Annotated in this window: 12 protein-coding genes; 5 read left to right on the forward strand and 7 right to left on the reverse strand. The window is 44.5% G+C overall.

Going from position 1 to position 20,570, the window contains the following annotated elements:
* Positions 1-95: 95 nt before the first annotated feature.
* The 7 genes from Q8M62_RS01765 to Q8M62_RS01795 form a co-directional block, all read right to left on the reverse strand.
* Positions 96-1,307, reverse strand: a complete 1,212-nt coding sequence (locus Q8M62_RS01765; RefSeq protein ID WP_304899819.1) for a hypothetical protein — start codon at positions 1,305-1,307, stop codon at positions 96-98.
* Between the two features lie 290 nt (positions 1,308-1,597).
* Positions 1,598-2,656: an aldose 1-epimerase family protein gene (locus Q8M62_RS01770; protein ID WP_304899820.1), complete on the reverse strand. Its 1,059-nt coding sequence runs from the start codon at positions 2,654-2,656 to the stop codon at positions 1,598-1,600.
* 291 nt (positions 2,657-2,947) lie between these two features.
* Positions 2,948-4,351: a S8 family peptidase gene (locus Q8M62_RS01775; protein ID WP_304899821.1), complete on the reverse strand. Its 1,404-nt coding sequence runs from the start codon at positions 4,349-4,351 to the stop codon at positions 2,948-2,950.
* A gap of 340 nt (positions 4,352-4,691) precedes the next feature.
* On the reverse strand, positions 4,692-5,456 hold the full coding sequence (locus Q8M62_RS01780) for a DUF1080 domain-containing protein (protein ID WP_304899822.1): 765 nt from the start codon (positions 5,454-5,456) through the stop codon (positions 4,692-4,694).
* Positions 5,453-8,137 (reverse strand): c-type cytochrome, encoded by a 2,685-nt coding sequence (locus Q8M62_RS01785; RefSeq protein WP_304899823.1) that lies wholly within the window; start codon positions 8,135-8,137, stop codon positions 5,453-5,455. The genes Q8M62_RS01780 and Q8M62_RS01785 overlap by 4 nt, the downstream gene beginning before the upstream one ends.
* A 303-nt stretch (positions 8,138-8,440) precedes the next feature.
* Positions 8,441-9,952, reverse strand: coding sequence for a RagB/SusD family nutrient uptake outer membrane protein (locus tag Q8M62_RS01790; protein WP_370690537.1), 1,512 nt, complete (start codon positions 9,950-9,952; stop codon positions 8,441-8,443).
* 45 nt (positions 9,953-9,997) lie between these two features.
* Positions 9,998-13,093, reverse strand: a complete 3,096-nt coding sequence (locus tag Q8M62_RS01795) for a TonB-dependent receptor (protein ID WP_304899825.1) — start codon at positions 13,091-13,093, stop codon at positions 9,998-10,000.
* A 363-nt stretch (positions 13,094-13,456) separates the two neighbouring features.
* Here Q8M62_RS01795 and Q8M62_RS01800 point away from each other — a divergent pair, with 363 nt between their 5' ends.
* The 5 genes from Q8M62_RS01800 to Q8M62_RS01820 all read left to right on the forward strand — a co-directional run bounded on the left by Q8M62_RS01800 (position 13,457) and on the right by Q8M62_RS01820 (position 20,467).
* Positions 13,457-16,612: a PVC-type heme-binding CxxCH protein gene (locus tag Q8M62_RS01800; protein WP_304899826.1), complete on the forward strand. Its 3,156-nt coding sequence runs from the start codon at positions 13,457-13,459 to the stop codon at positions 16,610-16,612.
* A gap of 379 nt (positions 16,613-16,991) precedes the next feature.
* Complete coding sequence (locus Q8M62_RS01805) at positions 16,992-18,101, forward strand: VCBS repeat-containing protein (RefSeq protein WP_304899827.1); 1,110 nt, start codon at positions 16,992-16,994, stop codon at positions 18,099-18,101.
* 118 nt (positions 18,102-18,219) lie between these two features.
* Entirely contained in the window at positions 18,220-18,471 is a 252-nt protein-coding gene (locus Q8M62_RS01810; protein WP_304899828.1) for a DUF6364 family protein, read from the forward strand.
* A complete protein-coding gene (locus Q8M62_RS01815) occupies positions 18,468-18,884 on the forward strand; it encodes a PIN domain-containing protein (RefSeq protein ID WP_304899829.1) in 417 nt (138 codons plus the stop codon). The genes Q8M62_RS01810 and Q8M62_RS01815 overlap by 4 nt, the downstream gene beginning before the upstream one ends.
* A 158-nt stretch (positions 18,885-19,042) precedes the next feature.
* Entirely contained in the window at positions 19,043-20,467 is a 1,425-nt protein-coding gene (locus tag Q8M62_RS01820; RefSeq protein WP_304899830.1) for a PQQ-dependent sugar dehydrogenase, read from the forward strand.
* The last annotated feature ends 103 nt before the right edge of the window (positions 20,468-20,570 follow it).

Raw genomic sequence — 20,570 nt, forward strand, 5'->3', positions numbered from 1 at the left:
GTTCCCAATTTTCAGCTTTCTGACTTCATCTTTTATACTTCCAATCTTGTGTCTTTTGCCTAGCTTCTTGTGTCTAATGTCTTATATCTTATATCTCACTTCACAACCACCAAATCAGGATTTCTTGGCCCGAAGTGCTTCAGCATCACGATAGGGTCTGTTTTGGAGTGATTGGTAATCTTCACTCCGGCCTGCGCAGCTTTCTCTGTTACAAAATACTCATCATGAGTCAATTGACCAAAGCGGATCAAGGCTGGAGTTTCAATATCCCAAACGCCCATTTTTCCATAGCCCTGCATCATGATAAATCCATAAGCTGCTGCATCTTTGATTACAACAGTCTGTCCAGGAAGGACAGTCAGCTCTTTGGCACTGTAATCATGTGATCGGTAGCAAATCCAGTTTTCCTGATATCCGGCTGCCCGCATTTCGCTTAGATGGTGAACAGGCCTTGGCTCCATGTAGTGATTGTCCATCAAGTTAGGATTCACATTGAGATCCCAGTCAATCATTTCCACCAGCAATTCATAGTCTCCCCATCGGTCTTTTGGAATCGCATTCCAAAGCAATTCCTCCGGAATAATTGCCTCATTCACCAAGGACTGATACATGGCGAAAATGTCAGAGGCTTTCTGTGGCTCGTAGGTACACAAGCTGCCCGGAGCATGGAGCATTCCCGGAGGCACATCCCAACCTGTACCCGGCTGAAGACGGAAAGCCTGAGAATAATTCGTGATCTTGTTGTCGCCTTTTTTGAAATCTTTCAAGCACTGCAGAATCGTCTCTTTGCTCGTTCCCGGCGCAATTCCGAAGAAAGTATAGGGAAAATCTCCACCATGATTATTCACCTGAGGAGGGAAATAATAGGCTTCAGGTTTTCCGTTTTGATTGGTCAGCTTTCCAAATTCATCCGAGGGGTGAATGTGATGGGGAAGCGGTCCCATATTGTCAAAAAACTTGGAATACATCGGCCAGGATTTATACTGACCCCAAAGTCTGGAACCAACGATCTGCGCACCCAATTCATCAATGGCATCTTTCAGGAGAAAAAGCTCCGTCTTACCTCCTTCTTCAAAAGCAATATGGCTCAAACCCTCATTTTTGGAAGTCAGTGGTCCGTTTTCGGCGGGTGTGGTCGAAGCAAACCAACGTTCATCAATCCCTCCGCGCATTCCTCCAAAGGAATAATAATCGTCGGGATGAAGTTTGATTCTTCGACCGGGTACGCAAAAGGACCGCGGCACCCAAGTTGGGGTTAATCTCAGTATTCCTTCGCCTTGTTCAAGGGCTTTTTTTGCTAGGCTCATTTTATTGGTTATTAGGTTATTGAGTTATTGACTGTTCATTATTCGAAATTCAATATTCGATATTTTGAAGCTTGAGAATAGTTATTGGTTGTTGAGGATTAGGATTGGAAAATTGAAAGATTTCAAAATTGAAAAATTAGTTTTCCCGGTCCTTTACTTTTTTAAATTCAATTTTTATCCGAAATAAATTCTGATTAAATGGCTTATTGTTCAAGGTTGACGTGGTAATTCATAAATGGTATTTTTTTTAAGTCTGTAATCGTTAATGCCCAAATTTCAAATTTCAAATCTCAAACCTTAAATCCTCTCGCTTTTTCTCCGGTCAGCACCTCCAACTCCAAGTCATACGTTTTGCTAGCTCCGGGATCAAGTAAAATCAAAGTTCCATTCTCTCTTGCTGCAGCTTGGCCGATTGGTGGATGTGTCGCAGGTTCCAATGCTGTTACATACTCATTTTTGCCCCAATGCTGCCAGTTGATCAGCCAAGGCATTTGGGTTTTTGAAAAGGAAATTTTAAGGGCCAATTCCAAGTTGTCATTCGCATAGCCACAAATGACTTGATTTTCATCATCTGCGGTTGGATTGATAAATGCTACATCTTCTCCGAATCCTGTATGAGCATCCATTGGTGGAGCGCATTGGGTAAATTCATATCTCCGGTTGAAATCAGTATTATTTATGTCTGTGGCTTTATGTTTTTTTTCTCCCTGCCAAACGATCCGCGTGCCATCATCGATTAATGGCCAACCGCAATTGATGTGATAAAGCAACATGTGGGGTGCCGGAGCATTTCCACGGTTGGTCACCTGATCTTTAATACGAATTTTGGCCGAACCGACCTTTCCTGAAATCGTGCGAAGCATTTCCAAACTCGGACCAAACGTGGTCGTTTCCCTGACTTTGGCCACAATCTCAAAGCTCAAATCTTCTGAGAAAATGTCCGGTTGCTTGATGGAGACGAGCTCGGCCGGAGAATTCGAATAGTTGCCATGAAGTCCTCTGCTACCACTTTCATCGGTATTTGGCGGACCTGCATTGGAAAGCCCGCAAGTAGTCAACAAGCCTCCTCCAAAGGTGCGAAGCCAGTCAATTCCCTGATTGGAAAAGGGCTGTGGAGCAGTCAGCCCGGCATGGGAAATCCAAGCAAGACTATATTCATTGAAAAAGGCATCCAGAATATCCATTCCTCGATCCAGCACCAGTTTGTACCGAAGCCCGGTGCCGGTATTTATCCAGGCGATTCGTACTCCACGACCGGCTCCGTTGTCGACGACCGAGGTTTCGATGCCGCCGATTTGGTGAGAATTGGAGAGTTTATCTTTCCAGTTACTGGGATTTCCGAGGTTCATTTTGGGTTTGATGGACTAGAATTAAACCTATAAAAAAGGCTTCCCGAGACTATCCTGCTGTATGTGGGTAGCCCGGAAAAGTATAGCATTAAGATAGGTAAAATGGGAAAGCGAATTTTGCCGTCAGTCAAAAAATGAACTGAATTAGTACTAAAAATCCATCAAAGCTTCGAGGGTCTTTCGGTATTATCTTTCTCATAAGCTCCAATCCATCAGACCTGCAAAGGAAAAGGATTTAAAAAAAAAGCCCCAATTGGGGCTTTTAACTACTTTTTATTGGATAAGAATTAATTAGAAGCCTGACACATTCAATCTTGCACCGGTTAGAGTTTTTCCAGCTAATGAGCTGGTTGGTGTACCTGCATTGAGTATTGCGGCTTTGATTTGAGTAGCAGTGGCTCCCGGATTATGGGATGCATACAAAGCTGCGGCACCCGCTACATGAGGAGTGGCCATTGAGGTCCCATTATAACTGGCATATCCTGATGCAATTGTGGCATTTTTGCCCTTTCCTGAAGCAACCGGTACAGTAGACCAAATCCCACTACCCGGAGCACCAATGTCTACCGAAGTAGCGCCAAAGTTTGAAAAACTGGAAATTGCTCCTGTGTTAGTAATAGATGCTACAGCTATGATATTGGCATTTGTGTAAGATGCAGGATAAGAAGGTGAAGTATCGTTGTTGTTAGTGCTGTTTCCAGCCGCAGCGATAAAGAGAATTCCGGCTGCATTGGCACGTTCGATTGCATCAAACAATGCCTGAGAATATCCTCCTCCTCCCCAGCTGTTGTTGGTCGCTACGATATTAATCCCATGTCTCGTCTTGAGATCGGTGAAGTAATCCACTGATTTGATGGCGTTAGCTGAAGTACCACCTCTGGAACCCAAGAACTTTGCATTCATCATTTTCACATTCCATACAACACCTGCCACACCTTTGCCATTTCCTCCAACAGCACCGATGGTACCCGCCACGTGTGTACCATGATCATCACCCACACCGTCAAATACCGTGTTGTTGTTGCCATCGAAATCCCAGCCGTATACGTCATCTATTAAGCCATTTCCGTCATCGTCAATCCCATTTCCCGGAATTTCTCCAGGATTTGTACCCGCATTAGCGGCTAGATCTTCATGGGTATACATATAACCCTCATCGATAATACCGATATAAACGGTATTACTACCAGTTTTTCCAGCGGCCCAAGCTGTACCCGCTCCACTGCCAAATTGATTTGCAGGAGTAGTGCTTGATCCATACATGCCCCAAAGTGATCCATTGGTATAGTAGGTGTCATTGGAAGTGGCAAAATGCTGGTAAATCCAGTTTGGCTCGGCATACTCAATTTCGGGCATATTTCTCAGCTTTTCGATTGCCGCTTCAGTCCCCAATTTGGAATCCACCAGAATCAAATCCCCGGTTTTGACACCTTTTCTGGCATTCGCCATTTCCATTGCACCGGTACTAATCCCCTCCACAATAGTCCCCTGAATCATGGCTAGGACATCTGAAGAAAGTCTAGAGCCTTGACTTGCTGTTCTGTACTTGATCAAAAGCTGACCGGGTACATATTGTTCCTGAATCATCAATTCAGTCACATTGGTGTTGTTGACGTCATTCTCAATCACGTCGGAACAAGACGCTGCCAAGCCCATAAGAGCCGAAAAAGACAGCAAAGAATAAAGTTTTCTCATAAGGTGTTTTTGGTTAATATTTAAGCTGAATGTATACTTTACTCCAAACATTCACAATACATCGAGAAACAATTCCAAATCTTTATTTTCAACCTCAATAAATTGTTTTGTATCCCCACTTTTTTGGTATTTCAACTATTCTACGCCTAATTATTTCTTTATAAGGAAGAGAAAATAGCCATCCCTTTTTTATGGCTCCGGATTTTTAATCAATTGATCCTGTTAAGGATTAAGGAAAGAAATACTTTTTGGATCAAGTCTGCCCAGTAAAAATCTCAGGCTTTTGCCAAAAAAAAGCGCGAATTTCTCCGCGCCTTTGAACTTATGTAGTTTCAAATTCTTACATCTTTTTCAAAAGAATGTTCTTAAACATCACTTTCATTGGAGGTCCTACGTGCACCTGAAATCCCATCAAGCCTTTCAGCATCCTGTTTTTTGCATCGTCATCGGTGACTTCACTCATTAGGGTGCCATTGACATAATGCTGCATCACGTTTCCTTTAGCTACAATATGAATCGTATTCCAGTCACCTTTTTTGATCAAAGCACCAAGCTCGTCCCGATTTCCAAGTTCGGAGACCAAGTTCAGGCCTTTCCAGGCGTTTCGCTCCACAAAACCACGGGGTTCAGTTATACTGTCCGGTTGCGAAGTAATACGTGTTTTTTGCCCCCGATAAGCTAGGGTGGTTCGCTTTCGTTCTTCGTAATTCTGCCCTGTGTAGCGATTGCCTCCATCTATATCCGCTTGATACCCCCGAAGCGCAAAAGGGACCTCGGTAAATCGATCACTTCGATATTGCACGCCGGAATTACCGGCTTCCGAAATCCAGTAGTCTACTTTTAACTCGAAATCTCCGAGCTCTCCGCCTTTCCATATGATGAAAGTATTGCTTTTCAAAACTGTTTCAGGAGTGATTTCACCCACCATCAAACCATCTTTTACACTCCAGTAGACAGGATCAAATTCCCATCCATCGAGCGTTTTCCCATCAAATATGGACTCGAATTCCGCATGATCAACTTTGGAAGAAATACATCCCACAGTGAATATGGCCGCCAGAATAAAGCTCGATATTTTTACGGTTTTGGAGGTTGAGCTAATCATCTTTGTGCAGTTGGTTGTTTGTAAACTGCATGGTCAGCATTGCCACCGGAGATCAAATACGCCATCAAGTCTTTCAATTCTTCCTCATTGAGTCGATTGATTAAGCCAGGCATCATGATGGAGACCTCCGCGTTCTTTTTCAACACGACCGTGTTTTTCGCAACAGTTTTGATATCATTTGGAGCGAATGGGTTTTGCGAGATATAATAATTCTTCCCGTCTTCGTCATTCAGTTTTCCTACAATGGATCCTCCTGCTTTCAGTTCAAGAACAGTCGCATGATATTGATCCGAGATAGTTTCGCTTGGGTTGATGGTAGCTACCAAGATATCTTTAGGAGAAAATCTTGTACCCAACTGTGTCAAATCCGGTCCAATAGCCCCTCCTTCACCCTGCATCGTGTGGCAAGACAAGCAAAGTGTAGCTGCATACATCGCTTTTCCCTTGACCAAGTCACGTCCTACAAGATCAGCGACTAAAGGCTCTGCCAGTTCAACAGTCCACCTTCTACCCGGACCTTCAGGTTGAACCCCTGTTTCGATGATGTCATTTCCACTGGCTGTGAGGAGTTTTCCACCAGACATTTCATCATATTTTTCAAAGTCCGCCTTATCTACGCTAGCAAGGGCCATCTTTCTTGCTCTATCTATAAACCCGACATAACTCCTTCCACCTTTATAGGCAGTCAGTGCATGGTTTATCCATTTGAAATATTCCTCCCGTTGCGCAGCCGTCCAGCCTTTGTCAGCTCCACCCAATACCGTCGCATAGAAAGTCGCCTGTGCAGGTGGCACATTGGCAAGCATGTTGGCGATGTCCAATCCGTATTGTGGGTTTCGGAAGACCAAATCTGATGAGGCAGTAAATGTCTTTTGATAATTTTCGTCGTCTTTGGCAGATTTAAGCAAAGCCAATGTTTTTTCCACCGCACTCGGGGCATCCAAATGCACCATCAAAATGCTGAGCGAACGATCAAGCATGTTGTCATTTGCAGGGAAATTTGGATCGAGGTAGGAAATCAATTGAGGCTTCACTGATGCAGCCCCTTTGTCATAACGATAAAGGATCACTTCCATCGTTCTCAGGATATCCTGCTTGTCCTTGGCAGAAAGCCCCTTGAAATCCACCTGCATCAGACTGTTCAACATGGGCGCTGCATCAGCATCGGTGGCGTGACGCGCCAAAGCGAGAATGGCATGGATCTTTTTTGTGGGATCAGATTCTGCAATTGCTTTTGCTTTCCAGGTTGCTACAGACTGGTGTTCAAGGACGATTCTGGCAGCATATTGGACATATCTGTCTTTGTGTCCGAGTTGAGCCCAAGCTTTTTCCAATCCTTCCGCAGGAGCCCCTGCCTGATGATATTGCTCCAATTCTCTTCTGAGTTTGGCTTCCTGAGGCAGGTCAGCTTCAGTCAGAGGCTTATGTGTATCCAATTCCCCTTTGTACGTCACCCGATAAAGGTCCGAGTCCAATCTTCGTCCTCCGGTGGCAAAGTAGAATGCCCCGTCAGGGCCAATGGTCCCATCAGTAAGAGGAAGCGGAGAACCGGAAATAAATTCCTCGGCCGTAGCGTCATAAGTCGCTCCGTTAGGAGTAAGGTGAATGGCATAGATGATTCCAAAACTCCAGTCAAAAGCATACAATGCTTTTTTGTATTTGCTTGGGAAGTTGGCTTTGAAGCCGAACATGGCATTGGTAGGTGAACCTTGACCAAGGTTTATCACTGCGGGGAGATTGTCAGGATAGACAGGTGACCACTTGGAGTTGCCTGTTCTCCAACCAAATTCCGACCCGCTGGTGGCATGATTTATCCGTGTTGGGCGATACCAAGGCATTCCAAAATCCCATTCCATATCCGCATCATAGGCGAAAATATCACCGACCTCATTGTAATCGAAATCGAAGGCATTTCTGAATCCTGCACTGATCAATTCCCAATTTTTTCCTTCGGGATCAATTTTGGCGATCCATCCACCCGGAGCCATTCGGTTATTGGCATGACCTCGTGGGTCTTTGATTAAGGGAAAAAGGTTGTCTTCCTGCCAAACATTAGGCAGGCGGTAAGAATTCATCTCAGGCACATCGACATGATTCCCTGCGATCAGGTAAATTGATTTACCATCCGGAGTGACGCGCATGCTGTGGGGACCATGTTCGCCTTGTTGCCCCTTCAATTCACGAATCTGAGTGATGGTCTCATACTGATCATCCCCGTCCAAATCCTGGATCCGGTATAATCCTGTAGGTTGGCTGAAGGTCTCATTGGGGTTGTGATTTACCATCACATAAAGCGAGTTGAATGCATATAGCAATCCCTGTGCATAGCCCATTCCTACCTGAGGTTCGGAGACATTTCCCACGATCAGTTTCTCGACTTTGGGTTTTACTGTGGAATCGGAGCCGATTGGAGGGAGCTCAAGTCGATATAAATACCCATACTGATCGGAGGTAATCATTCTACCCTTATCATCAAAGGTCATCGCCACCCAACTGCCCTGCTCATTATCACCGGGACTGTAGAGATGCTCTGCCACGAATCCGTCAGGAAGTTTAAGCTTGTCAATTTTAGGGTTACCGGTAAGCTGCCGGCCTGTTTCTTCTTTTTTGGAGCAGGCAACCGAAATTGCAAGGACTCCAAAAAGAAGGAAAAGATTCTTAATCGTGCTTCTATGGAACATATAGTATTGGGATTATTGGATTGCAGGGAGATAAAATTTCATATGATTATAATTGATTTTTAAAGGCCATATGGAATGCCCCGGATAATCATTCCCCTGTGTGAGACATTTTCTCATGGGCATTTCTTATTGTTCAAGTTGAGAATAATTTAATCAGGCTAAAAGCCGTTCGTGAAAGCTATTTACTTCCTGTCAAGAATTTAACTGTCCTGCTTACTCCTGCCGGGAAGAAAATAACCCAACAACTTTCAGATTTTGAAAATCCTACCGATTGTCGGGCTATTTGAATTAAAGAAAACCAACTTAGAAATAAGGACTCAAATCGGATTCAGCTGCAGGATATGCATAGAACTTTTTAAGATTTGTAAAGACGTTGTTTCTTGGAACAGCCCCGGCAATCGGAGGATAGTAATAAGCCTGAGGATTGGCCACAATTCGCTGTCCGAGAGGAATGATAATTTCCTCGATGCGGCCTGTACGCTGAATATCAAACCAGCGTTTATTTTCGAAGGCTAGCTCTACTCTTCGCTCCTTGAAAATGGCCTCTCGGACATCTGCTTGACTGGCAGCGGTGGTGGCAGCAAGTCCTGCCCGAGTACGTATTTGATTTAACAGAGGAATCGCTGCAGCTGTTTTTCCTTGCTCGTTGAGCGCCTCTGCCATAAATAGCAGCACTTCAGCATAGCGGAAAATTGGCCAGTTGGTGCCGTGATTGTTATGCTGCGCATGAGGTTTTGCAAACTTCTTGATGTAAGGCAAGGTTTTAGGCACCTGAAAAGCTCCTGACAAAAACACATACCCTATAGAAATATCCCTACGCAAATCCCCCGCTTCATAAGCAGCAATTATATCCGGAGTAGGGACGTTATTCCCCTCGCCGTCTAAGGGCTGTGCATTGCTAGTTCCGGTGATTTCTCGAAGTTCGGCGGCGCTGATTGGTCTAGGCATAAACTGATAAATAAAGTTGCCCTGCAGACCCGCAGCCCCTTCCAAAAACTGGACTTCGAAGACCGACTCTACATTGTTTTTATTTGCAGCATTATCAGAGAATGCCATAGCATAAGAAGCCATCAGTCTGTATTGACCACCGGTGATCACAGGATTTAATACCTGTTCTGCCTCAGCCCATTTCTTCTGATGGATATACACGTTTGCTAGGAGGGTTCGAGCAGCACCGGATGTCACCCGTCCTGGCTGTTGGGTTGCTTTGTCAAGCAAAAGCGGAATCGCAGCTGTCAGATCGGCTTCAATCTGCTTGTAGATATCCGCCTCCGGCGATAGAGGAAGAGCCGCCTCTGCTCTAACTGCCACAGGAGTCAAATGTAAGGGAACACTTCCAAAGTATCTGGCAAGCTCAAAGTAAGCGTATGCTCTTAAAAACAAAGCCTGACCTCTTATATTCCCCTTGGCTGTGGCATCAAAATTCACCCCATCAATTAAGGCCAGAATTTGATTGGCTCTTGCGATGATCAGGTAATCCTGTCTCCATTGGTTCAGGACGTGCACATTGGCAGTGGTTCCGTTAGACTCAGGCACGGAGAAATCCGCTAAGTCCTCCTGATTATCGACCGCGCCAAACAGTACATTTCGCACATAATAGGTATTGTCGGAGTGCATCTCTGACAATAACCAAGTCCGATCATTGGTGATGGTCCGAAGCGGAGCGTATGCCGCATTAACCGCCTGCTCAAAATCATTTTGGTTTTTGAAGAAAGTGGCCGAACTCAACTGAGTCTCCGGTACCACGGTAAGAAAGTCTTCACAGCTGGTCAGAAACAAACTCGCTGCAAGTAGTCCTATGATATATTTTTTCATTTTCATGTCGTTTGTAGGTGGATTAAACTGTCTGGAATCAGCAGATTAAAATTTGACATTTACCCCGAAGGTAATAGTACGTGGTACGGGATATCCTGCCAGGTCGATTCCAGGGCTTAGGTTTCCACCATCACCCTGTCCATTGTCTTGCATACTAACCTCAGGATTGGATCCTCCCCAGTAAGGTGTGAAAACCCATAAATTCTGACCTGATGCATATACTCGGGCAGAATTCATTGACTTTGGAAGTTTTTTGAAAGTATAGCCCAAAGTAATATTTCGGATAGTAAAATAGGACGCATCCCATACAAAGTTGCTATTTGGCCAGTCACGCTCGATACCGGTGACATTGCCTCCGCCTACTGTGGTTCCAAAGATTCCAGCTCCGGGATTCTCAGGCGATCTGAATCTGTCTCCTGCTCTTCTCACCATATTAAATACGCCATCGAGATTCGCCGTAGAGAAAAGGTGTCTCATGTAAAGCTCATTGCCTTCCGATCCGGAGGCTGTGATGCTGGCATCCCAATTTTTAAATGTGAAATTGTTTACAATGCCATAGACAAAATCAGGGAATGGGTTCCCGATGATTGTCCGATCATCATTGTCCCCACCAAAAGTGATCACTCCATCACCATTCACATCCTGCAATTTGATACTTCCCACCGTAGATCTTCCGGGGATCTTAGGGGAATTGGCCAAATCCTCAGCATTGGCATAATTTCCTAATTTATTTAGACCGTAAAACTGGCCAAATGGCTTTCCTACTTGTGTGATGTGAAATTGCCCATACACTCTGTCAATCCCATCTGCCAAAGCGACCACTTCATTCCTGTTGAAGGATATATTCGCATTGATATTCCATCGGAAATTTGAGGTATTGACAGGAATCGCATTTATTGAAAATTCATGTCCCCAAAACTTAATCTCACCGATGTTGTCATTGAAGTTGGTAAATCCTGATTCTTGAGGAATCTGAACTGCATAGAGGAGGTTGGTGGTATTTTTTGTGTAGAAATCATACACAAAGGATACCCTGTCATCCCAAAGGCCCAAGTCCAATCCGAAGTCGAACTGTGCGGTAGTCTCCCATCCCAAATTATTATTTTGAAGTGAGGTGATGCCTGCACCGGGTACTAATGTGTTTCCAAACGCAGCATTGATCGTATTATTTACCAGCGCATAAGAGGTGTAATTACCGATGTTATTATTACCGGTGATACCGTAACTTGCTCTTAGTTTGGTGAAAGAAATCGTTTGGTTATCTGCTAAGAATCCTTCGTCAGACAAGACCCAACCGATGGAAGTTGATGGGAAAATACCCCACCTATTATCCGCACCAAATCGGGATGATCCATCTCCTCTGACAGAGGCAGTAAAGAGGTATTTGCTTTTGAAATTATAAGTCAATCTGGAAAATATGGAAGTCAGAGTCCATTCCTCCACACCACTGATAGTTCCGCCACGGTTGATATTCAAGGCACCTTGGATGGTAGGAAGACGATCATCAGCATAGGTATCGGCCTGCACACGGGTCCGGTCTCTTCTGAATTGTTGATTGGCAAATCCCCCCAATACCTGAAAGGAATGATCTCCGATTTTCTTGTCATAGGTGGCAATATTCTCATTCAACCAAGAAAAGTCTTCAATATCATCCCGAACGGAAACTGCTACAGTAGGAATTGCTACGTTGATCGCTGAAGTGGCAGTAGAAGGGTTAAAAGAGAAAAACCGCGAATTCCTGATTTCCGCATTAAAAGTAGATTTTACCGACAACCCTTTTATTGGCTTCCATTCCGCATAGGTATTTGCCAAGACACTCACTACCAACGTCTCATTGGTGATTTCATCAGCAGATCTCAACCAGTTTGGATAAGCGAAGATATTCCCGGTATTGGCAGGGAATCGGTTGAAAAAAGTTAATTCTCCGGCTTCATCATAAATAGGCATTACAGGCCAGGTATGCAGGGCATTGAATAAGATACCTGTACCGCGCGAACCGTCTGTTCGTGGTGTATTGTCCTTGACATAGTTCGGCGCCACATTCACCCCGATATTTACCTTATTAGATACCGCATAATCCGTGTTCATTCTCAAGGAATAGCGCTGGTAATCCGTATTTCGTACGACCCCTTTTTGATCAAAAACTCCTGCTATAATTGCTGTATTTACTTTTTCTTTATTTGAGGTTACAGTGAGATTGTAGCTGGTAATCGGTGCGGTTTCAAGCATTGCGCCATACCAGTCATTAGTTTTACCGCGATATTGGGCTGGATTTTGAAACACCTCAGGAACAGGTTGCTTTGCGTCCTCGTAGTATTCTTTCTTAAACTGAGCAAATTCTTCTGCATTCATCATTTCAAGTCTACCCCTTTCCGGTACTTGTTGAAAACCGGTAAACACATTGAAATCGACATTGGTCACACCTACTTTACCTTTTTTGGTAGTGATCAATACTACACCGTTGGCAGCTCTGGAACCATATAGGGAAGTTGAAGCCGCATCTTTCAATACTGAAATATCCTCTATTTCATCCGGGTTGATGGCATTGATATCACCTGTGATCGGAAAACCATCCACTACATAAAGTGGCGCACTTCCTCCTGAAACGGACAATTGTCCCCTGATACGAACATTCATACCCTGACCAGGCCGGCCAGTTGTCTGATTGATCTGCACACCTGCAAGTCGCCCTTGGAGTTTTTGCGCCAAAGAAGAAACCGGTAAATCAGCCAATTCTTTTCCATTGACAGATTGAATTGCTCCGGTTACCTCCTTTTTGATTTGACTACCGTAGCCGACCACCACTACTTCCGACAGATCAGAGGTTGAAAGATCAAGGGACACATTGTAAACCGTCTGGCCACCGACCACAGCTACTTCTTTGGAAGTATAGCCTACAAAGCTTATTACCAATGTCTCGCCTGCTGCCGCTTCAATGGAAAAACTCCCATCAATATCAGTGACCGTACCTCGCTGTGTGCCCTTCACGATTACTAAAGCACCTGGCACAGGCTCACCGACAGATGAGATTACTCCCCGGACAGACTGCGTCTGCCCAAAACTCGTTACGCTTATGCAAAACATAAGCAACAAAAATCCGAATAGCCGGATTTTCATCTTAGATAGATAATGGTTATTCATACAGGTGGGTTTTATTGAATAGAAAATATTTCCATCTAATAACCGCATATAAATAAAAGCCCCTATCCTGCCCTATCATGTAAAAACCTCTAAAAATCAGCATTTTAATACAGGACAGTACAGGATACCTTACCCTAAAAAATCCTCAGCCAAAAACAATCCAAAACTAAAAATAACCAGTACTATTACATCCACTACAAGCAGGATAGCACAGGATAGTATCAGCCTTTATTATAGATATAAGAATACTTGAACCAACATTAATTTGATCTTTATTTATACTATTTAAGTGTTAGGATACTTTATACTTATTGAAATTCCCCGTCTTTCTGCTTATACTTAACACCAAATGCAATCCTACCTATGATCAACCCAAAAATCACCCAAGCCTCCGTTCTTTTTTTAATTTTTCTGCTGATTTTTTCCTCTTGTTCCCAGGATAAAACCCTCGAGCTCCGCAAAAATTCACGAATCACCCTGCTAGGAAACAACCTTGGCTCTCGGATGATGGACTATGGGCTTTTCGAGACCGAAATGCACCTCCGATATCCTGACAGTACACTATTCATCCGGAATCTAAGTGACCCGGGTGACACACCGGGATTCAGGCCTCGATCAGGAACAAATGACCCTTGGGCTTTTCCAGGAGCCGAAGATTTTCAGACAGAATATGCCACCAAATCAGGAAGTGAAGGATTTTTGGAAAAGCCCGACCAATGGCTTACCAGGTTACAAGCTGATATTGTGATAGGATTTTTTGGTTTTAATGAGTCTTTTCAGGGTAAAGAAGGACTTGAGAATTTCAAAGCAGAATTGGAAGCCTGGATTCTTCATTCAAAAGCCCAACAATACAATGGCAAAACAACTCCTCAACTCGCCTTGGTTTCCCCCATTGCTTTTGAAGATATCTCAGCGATAAAGGACGTCCCTAACGGAAAAAAAGAGAACGAAAATCTGAAGCTTTATACTGAGGCAATGAAAGACGTGGCGACAAAGCATGAATTGCTTTTCGTCGATGCCTTTAGCCCAAGTCAGAAATGGTACAAGGAATCGGAAGCGCCCCTGACCATAGATGGCTCACAACTAAACGAGAGAGGCTATGCAAAATTGGCTGTCTTATTGGCTGACAAACTTTTCGGAAAGGAAAACCACAAAGCCGAAGCAAATCGGGAACTGATCCATCAGGCCGTGATGGAAAAAAATTGGATGTGGACCAATGACTACAAAATCCCGAACGGAGTCCATGTCTTTGGGCGTCGATACGATCCCTTTGGTCCTGATAATTATCCTTTTGAGTTGGAAAAAATCCGTCAGATGACTGCCATTCGGGATACGGCTATTTGGGAAGCCTCAATTGGTAAAGTGAAGGATTTAGTCGCCGCAGATGCCAATACACGAAGCCTACCGGATGTCAAAACCAATTACAATCCCCAAGCCAATGGTAGCCTGGATTACAAATACGGAGAAGATGCGCTGAAAACACTCAAAGTCCCAGATGGCTACAAAATCGAACTTTTCGCCTCTGAGGATGAATTCCCTGATCTTGCCAATCCCGTTCAGCTCTCCTTTGACAATAAAGGGAGGCTTTGGGTGGCCACCATGCCAAGTTATCCGCACTACAAACCTGGAGACCCGAGACCAAAGGATAAGCTGATTATTCTTGAAGATACTGATGGCGATGGAAAAGCCGACAAGCAAACCACTTTCGCAGACAACCTGCACATCCCCGTAGGCTTCGAGATCGCACCGGAAGGGGTTTACGTTTCGCAGGGAAACAATCTGATCATCCTGATTGATGAAAACGGAGACGACAAGGCTGATCGAAAAGAAATCCTGCTCAGCGGATTTGATGACCATGACACCCACCACGCGATTTCGGCATTCACTACGGACGAATCCGGAGCGATTTACATGGCAGAAGGCGTTTTCCTCCACACTAATGTGGAAACTTCCTATGGGCCTGTTCGGGCTTCCAATGGGGGATTTTACCGATTTGAACCCAAACGGCACAAGCTGGAACGAGTGAATCAAGTGAACATCCCCAATCCTTGGGGGATTGCTTTTGATGCATGGGGGCAAAACTTCTACGCCGAAACCTCCGGCCCCAATGTCAACTGGATGCTTCCAGGCTCGACCTTGCCACGATACGGAAACGGCAACTTCAAGGGACCAAACCTCATCGAAAAAGATCACATGGTTCGCCCTACTTCCGGACTGGAATTTATCTCCAGCCGCCACTTTCCGGAGGATATCCAAGGTGACCTGATCATCAATAATACCATCGGTTTCCTCGGCACCAAGCAACACCAAGTTTTTGAAGACACTGTCGGATTTAAAACAAAGTGGAGACAGGATCTGGTGGTATCCACTGACCGAAATTTCCGTCCTGTGGATATGGAGATCGCTCCTGACGGATCACTCTACATCGTGGACTGGCACAATATCCTGATCGGGCACATGCAGCACAATGCCCGCGATCCGCTGAGAGATCATGTGCATGGCAGGATCTATCGGGTGACCTATCCTTCCAGACCTTTGGTTACACCTGCCAAAATCGACGGAGCAAGTATCTCCGAATTGCTGGAAAATCTGAAACTCCCCGAATACCGCAGCCGCTATCGCAGCCGACGGGAACTCCGAGGCAGAGATGCAGGGGAAGTGACTGCCGCTGTGGAAAAATGGGTGGCTAGTCTCGATAAAAGTGATCCAAATTACGAGCATCACCAACTCGAAGCACTATGGGTCTCCTGGGGAGCAAATAAAGTCAATCAACCCTTGCTGAGAGAACTCTTAAAATCCTCTGACCACCGGGTACGGGCTGCGTCCACCCGAGTGCTTCGCTATACCGGACATCAGGTGAAGGATCAGACAGAACTGCTGATGGCATCAGCCAAGGATCCGCACGGAAGAGTAAGAATGGAGGCTATTGCCGCTGCCTCTTGGTTGCCAAGAGAGACTGGATTACCGATTTTGGCGGAAGCCGAAAAACAACCCAAAGACAAAACTTGGATCCCCGGCACCCTGGAAACTGCCGTGGCACATTTGAACGGACTTTCAGTCACACAGAAAAAGGAAGAAGATATCAAGTCCTCGCTGACCGGTTCGGACCGTGAGTTATTTGTGTTGGGAAAAGAAATCTATGGGCGTGAAGGTTTCTGCAGCACTTGTCATCAGGCTGACGGTGGGGGCTTGACCGCATCGCAATTCCCTCCACTTCGTGGCACGCCTTGGGTGACGGGAAGTCCCGAGCGACTGATCAAAATCGTCCTGAAAGGAATCATGGGGCCGATCGAAGTAGCGGGACGTGAATACCCCGGACAAGTGCCCATGACTCCTTATGAAGGCATGCTAAACGATTCTGAAATCGCGGCGGTTTTGACTTATGTCCGAAATTCCTTTGGAAATAAAGCCAGTCCCATCTCCCCCGAATTGGTCAGACAGGTACGTGAAGAGGTCAAGGACAAGGATGGCTTCTGGAGTCCGGAGGAGCTGTTGAAGGTGCATCCGATGGAAAGGTAGGATTTCGGATTTCGGATTTGTGATTTCGGATGTTCCGAGAACTTCATCATTCAGGATTCAGCATTCGATGTTCAATATTTATTAAGTTATCGGTTATTGAGTTATTGGTGGGGTTGTCCGATGACCGATGTCAGAAGTCCGGTGATCGTTTTCCGGCTATCTTCGCTATTCAGTATTCTACATTCAGCGTTCATTATTGGTTATTAAGTCATTGGTTATTAAGTTGATTCAATACCCAAACCGAAATTTCAAATTAGATGGTAAGCTATTTGTCTGCAAAGTAATCAGCATAAATGAGCTTACTCTTTGTTCATAGGATTGAGGTTCATTTTGGCCTCGTACTTCGTATCTCGTACTTCGTAAATTTTACAAATTATTAATGAAAACCCGCCTCACACTTCTAGCCTTAGCCTTACCTGTCCTTTCCTTTTCCCAATCCAAAAACCTCAGTTTTGAAAAGCAGATGATCGCCTACGAAAGCTATGAATCTGTTGGGATCATGGACGTGGACAAGGACGGCATTCCCGACTTGGTCTCGGGAAGCTATTGGTACAAAGGGCCGAAATTTCTCGAACGACAGTTGATCGGTCAAGTGAAGCGGTTTGGGGAGTATTACGAGGATTTCTCCACCATCCCCATGGATGTCAACGGTGACGGTCGAGTAGATTTTATCACCGGGGGCTGGTTTGAGGGCAAACTGATCTGGAAGGAGAATCCGGGCAAGGCCTCCGAATGGAAAGAACATCTTATTGCCGAAACGGGCAATATCGAAACCATCCGGGCTTGGGATATCGATGGAGACGGCACCTTGGAAATCGTCCCCAACACGCCCCGAAAGCCTCTGGCATTTTACAAATGGGTAGCGCCAAATCAATTTGAAAAGTATGAAGTATTCGAAACCCAGGGTCATGGTTTGGGCTTTGGGGATATCAACGGAGACGGCTGGGGGGACTTGGTGAGTTCGTTTGGATGGTATGAGGCTCCGCCCGATTTGCGGTATGGGGAATGGATTTTTCACCCGACGTTCAATTTGGGAGACACCAGCATTCCCATTATCGTCACTGATCTCAACGGAGATGGAATGAATGACCTCATCGCAGGCAATGGCCACAACTATGGCCTGTATTGGATGGAACAGGTGAGAAAGGACGGGGAAATTTCATTTGTCAAACATGATATCGATCCCTACCACGCCCAATACCATGCCTTGGAATGGGTGGATCTGGACGGTGACGGCAAAAACGAGCTGATCACAGGCAAGCGTTATCGCGCTCATAACGGAAAAGACCCGGGAGAACTGGACGATATTGGCTTGTACTACTTCAGATGGAACGGAAAGACATTTGTCAAAAATGTGATCAGCTATGGACCATTTGGAGAAGGAAAGGGTACAGGTCTTTACTTTTCCACTGGAGATCTAAATGCAGATGGCAAAATCGATATTGCTGTGGCTGGGAAAGATGGTTTGGCTGTGTTTTTTCAGAAATAGGAAAAACGAAATGTGATAAAAACTCATTGTAATTTCTTGATTTTTTAAAAATATTTCCAAAAGGAACTATTTATACGTTCATTTTTTTCTATTTTTATACGTACAATATTTTCATTCCATGGATACTAAACTCACATTAAAACTGGATAAAGGAATTATCGAGCGAGCAAAAATGTATGCATCAGATCAAAAGGTTAGCCTTTCCAATCTGGTGGAAAACTACCTGAATTCTTTGAACACTAATCTCCCTTCACAAAAGGAAATTACAATTTCTCCCTTTGTTAAAAGTCTGACAAATGGCCCTACTGTTCCTGCCAATTACGATTACAAAAAAAATTATCAAGATTATTTGGAGGAGAAATATAGATGAAGGTTATTTTTCTGGACACCAATGTAATTATTGATTTATTGGGTGAGAGATTCCCGTTTTACGAGTCCATTGCCAAGGTAGTAACCCTAGCAGATCGCAAAAAACTTTTATTAATGACTTCACCTATTTCTTTTACTACAGCGGAATATGTATTGACTAAGTTTGAGCCCAGGGAATCAGTATTAATCAAACTTCAAAAGTTTGCAATCCTGTGCAAAGTTGCTCAGGCTAATCAGGAAACAATTGACAAGAGCCTTTTCTCACTTTTCAAGGATTTTGAAGATGCTGTGCAATACCATTGTGCATTACAAGCTGGATGTGAAATAATTATCACAAGGAATAAGCCTGACTTTAAAAAGGCCTTCCTTCCAGTCATGACTGCAGAAGAATTCTTATTGACTTTGATCGTCTAGGGATTTTTCAACATAAAACACTTCTTCTTTTTAGTTTTCACAGAATACTCCGAATTTACCAAATGTTTAAAAACTAAGATTAAGATAAATCTGCTGACTTCGGCCTCACTGAATGAATTCCGTATCTTCATGTATTAAACCATTCAGGAAATCTCACCATGAAGACATTTCATTCACTCATCTTTTTCACATTTTTTCTCTTGTCCACCTTCACTGCTTCAGCCCAAAATGGAGAGAAGGTTTACAAAATGTACTGTACGGGCTGTCATGGTGCTGACCTCAAAGGAACACCGGCTGGCACTTCACTTTTGGTAGAAAACTTAAAGTATGGAAATGAACCTGCCGATATCAGCAAAGTCATTAGCAATGGAATACCCAATACAACGATGATTAAGTGGGGTAGTGCCTTGCCCACACACGAAATCGGAGAGCTTACCGACTACATTTTAGGAATTAGAAAAAAACAACCAACCCAAGAAAAATCGGAAGAAATCCTGACTTTCAGCACTGAAGATTATACCCTCAAGGTGGAGAAGCTAGTCACCGAAGGACTGGTTTTCCCTTGGGGAATTGAGTTTGTAGATGAAAAGCGAGCCTTAATCTCTGGAAACAAAGGGGAGCTTTATTGGGTGGTCGATGGCAAACTCGATCCCAAACGGGTAACAGGAATACCATTTATCTACGGAACAGACTTAGTCGGTGGGATGATGGATTTGGCTTTGGATCCTAACTATGCGGAAAATGGATGGATCTATTTCGCTTACAGTCATAATCCAAAGAATACAGCTGATAAGACTTCACCTGCTATGACCAAATTGGTCCGCGGAAAAATAAAGGATTACCAATGGGTGGAGCAAGAGACACTTTTTGAAGCTCCGGATTCGATCTTAGTCAGCGGGGGAACACGTTGGGGAAGCCGGCTTCTCTTTGACACAGATGGATTCCTGTATTTCACCACCGGAGACATGCAGCAAAGCATCGCAGAAGGGCTTAATCCTCAGTTGCCATCTCGGGCGGAAGGAAAAATTTTTCGGATTTATCCAGATGGTAGCATCCCTAAAGACAATCCCTACTACGGACAAGAAGGAACCCTGCAAGGAATCTACGCGGTTGGCACCCGAAATGTACAAGGACTTGCTCAGCATCCAATCACCGGAAAAATCTACTTTACCGATCACGGACCCAAAGGCGGGGACGAGGTGAACTTGCTTAAAAATGGCGGTAATTACGGCTGGCCGGTAATCACCTATGGAGTGAATTACAATGACAGTCCCATTACCAGTCAAAGGTCCAAAGAAGGAATGGAACAACCCCTGACCTACTATGATCCTTCCATTGCGATCTGTGCGGCTGAATTTATCTATGGGAATATGTTTCCAAAATGGACCAATAACCTATTGATCACCGCGCTGAAAGATCAGGAAATCCGAAGATTGGTCATTGAAGGTGACAAAGTTTTGAGCCAAGAAGTCATCATCAAAGGAATTGGTCGAGTGCGGGATGTCAAAATTGGGCCTGACGGAGCAATGTATGTGCTGACAAATTCTCCTGACGCGCTGCTTCGGGTGAATCCGATGAAGTAAGGAGTTCACAATTTAATTTGGGACTTTTTTTTATATCCTCGACTACAGGACAAAGAGTGATTTGAATTTATTGAATTTCAGGGGTTGAAAAAGGAAGCAATTT

The organism is Algoriphagus sp. (assembly GCF_030694375.1).
In the GTDB taxonomy this organism is placed as follows: Bacteria; Bacteroidota; Bacteroidia; order Cytophagales; family Cyclobacteriaceae; genus Algoriphagus.

Coding starts and splice junctions, on each gene's coding strand:
- Q8M62_RS01765 (WP_304899819.1), bottom strand. CDS start 1,307: ATGAGCCTAGCAAAAAAAGCCCTTGAACAAGGCGAAGGAATACTGAGA.
- Q8M62_RS01770 (WP_304899820.1), bottom strand. CDS start 2,656: ATGAACCTCGGAAATCCCAGTAACTGGAAAGATAAACTCTCCAATTCT.
- Q8M62_RS01775 (WP_304899821.1), bottom strand. CDS start 4,351: ATGAGAAAACTTTATTCTTTGCTGTCTTTTTCGGCTCTTATGGGCTTG.
- Q8M62_RS01780 (WP_304899822.1), bottom strand. CDS start 5,456: ATGATTAGCTCAACCTCCAAAACCGTAAAAATATCGAGCTTTATTCTG.
- Q8M62_RS01785 (WP_304899823.1), bottom strand. CDS start 8,137: ATGTTCCATAGAAGCACGATTAAGAATCTTTTCCTTCTTTTTGGAGTC.
- Q8M62_RS01790 (WP_370690537.1), bottom strand. CDS start 9,952: ATGAAAAAATATATCATAGGACTACTTGCAGCGAGTTTGTTTCTGACC.
- Q8M62_RS01795 (WP_304899825.1), bottom strand. CDS start 13,093: ATGAATAACCATTATCTATCTAAGATGAAAATCCGGCTATTCGGATTT.
- Q8M62_RS01800 (WP_304899826.1), top strand. CDS start 13,457: ATGATCAACCCAAAAATCACCCAAGCCTCCGTTCTTTTTTTAATTTTT.
- Q8M62_RS01805 (WP_304899827.1), top strand. CDS start 16,992: ATGAAAACCCGCCTCACACTTCTAGCCTTAGCCTTACCTGTCCTTTCC.
- Q8M62_RS01810 (WP_304899828.1), top strand. CDS start 18,220: ATGGATACTAAACTCACATTAAAACTGGATAAAGGAATTATCGAGCGA.
- Q8M62_RS01815 (WP_304899829.1), top strand. CDS start 18,468: ATGAAGGTTATTTTTCTGGACACCAATGTAATTATTGATTTATTGGGT.
- Q8M62_RS01820 (WP_304899830.1), top strand. CDS start 19,043: ATGAAGACATTTCATTCACTCATCTTTTTCACATTTTTTCTCTTGTCC.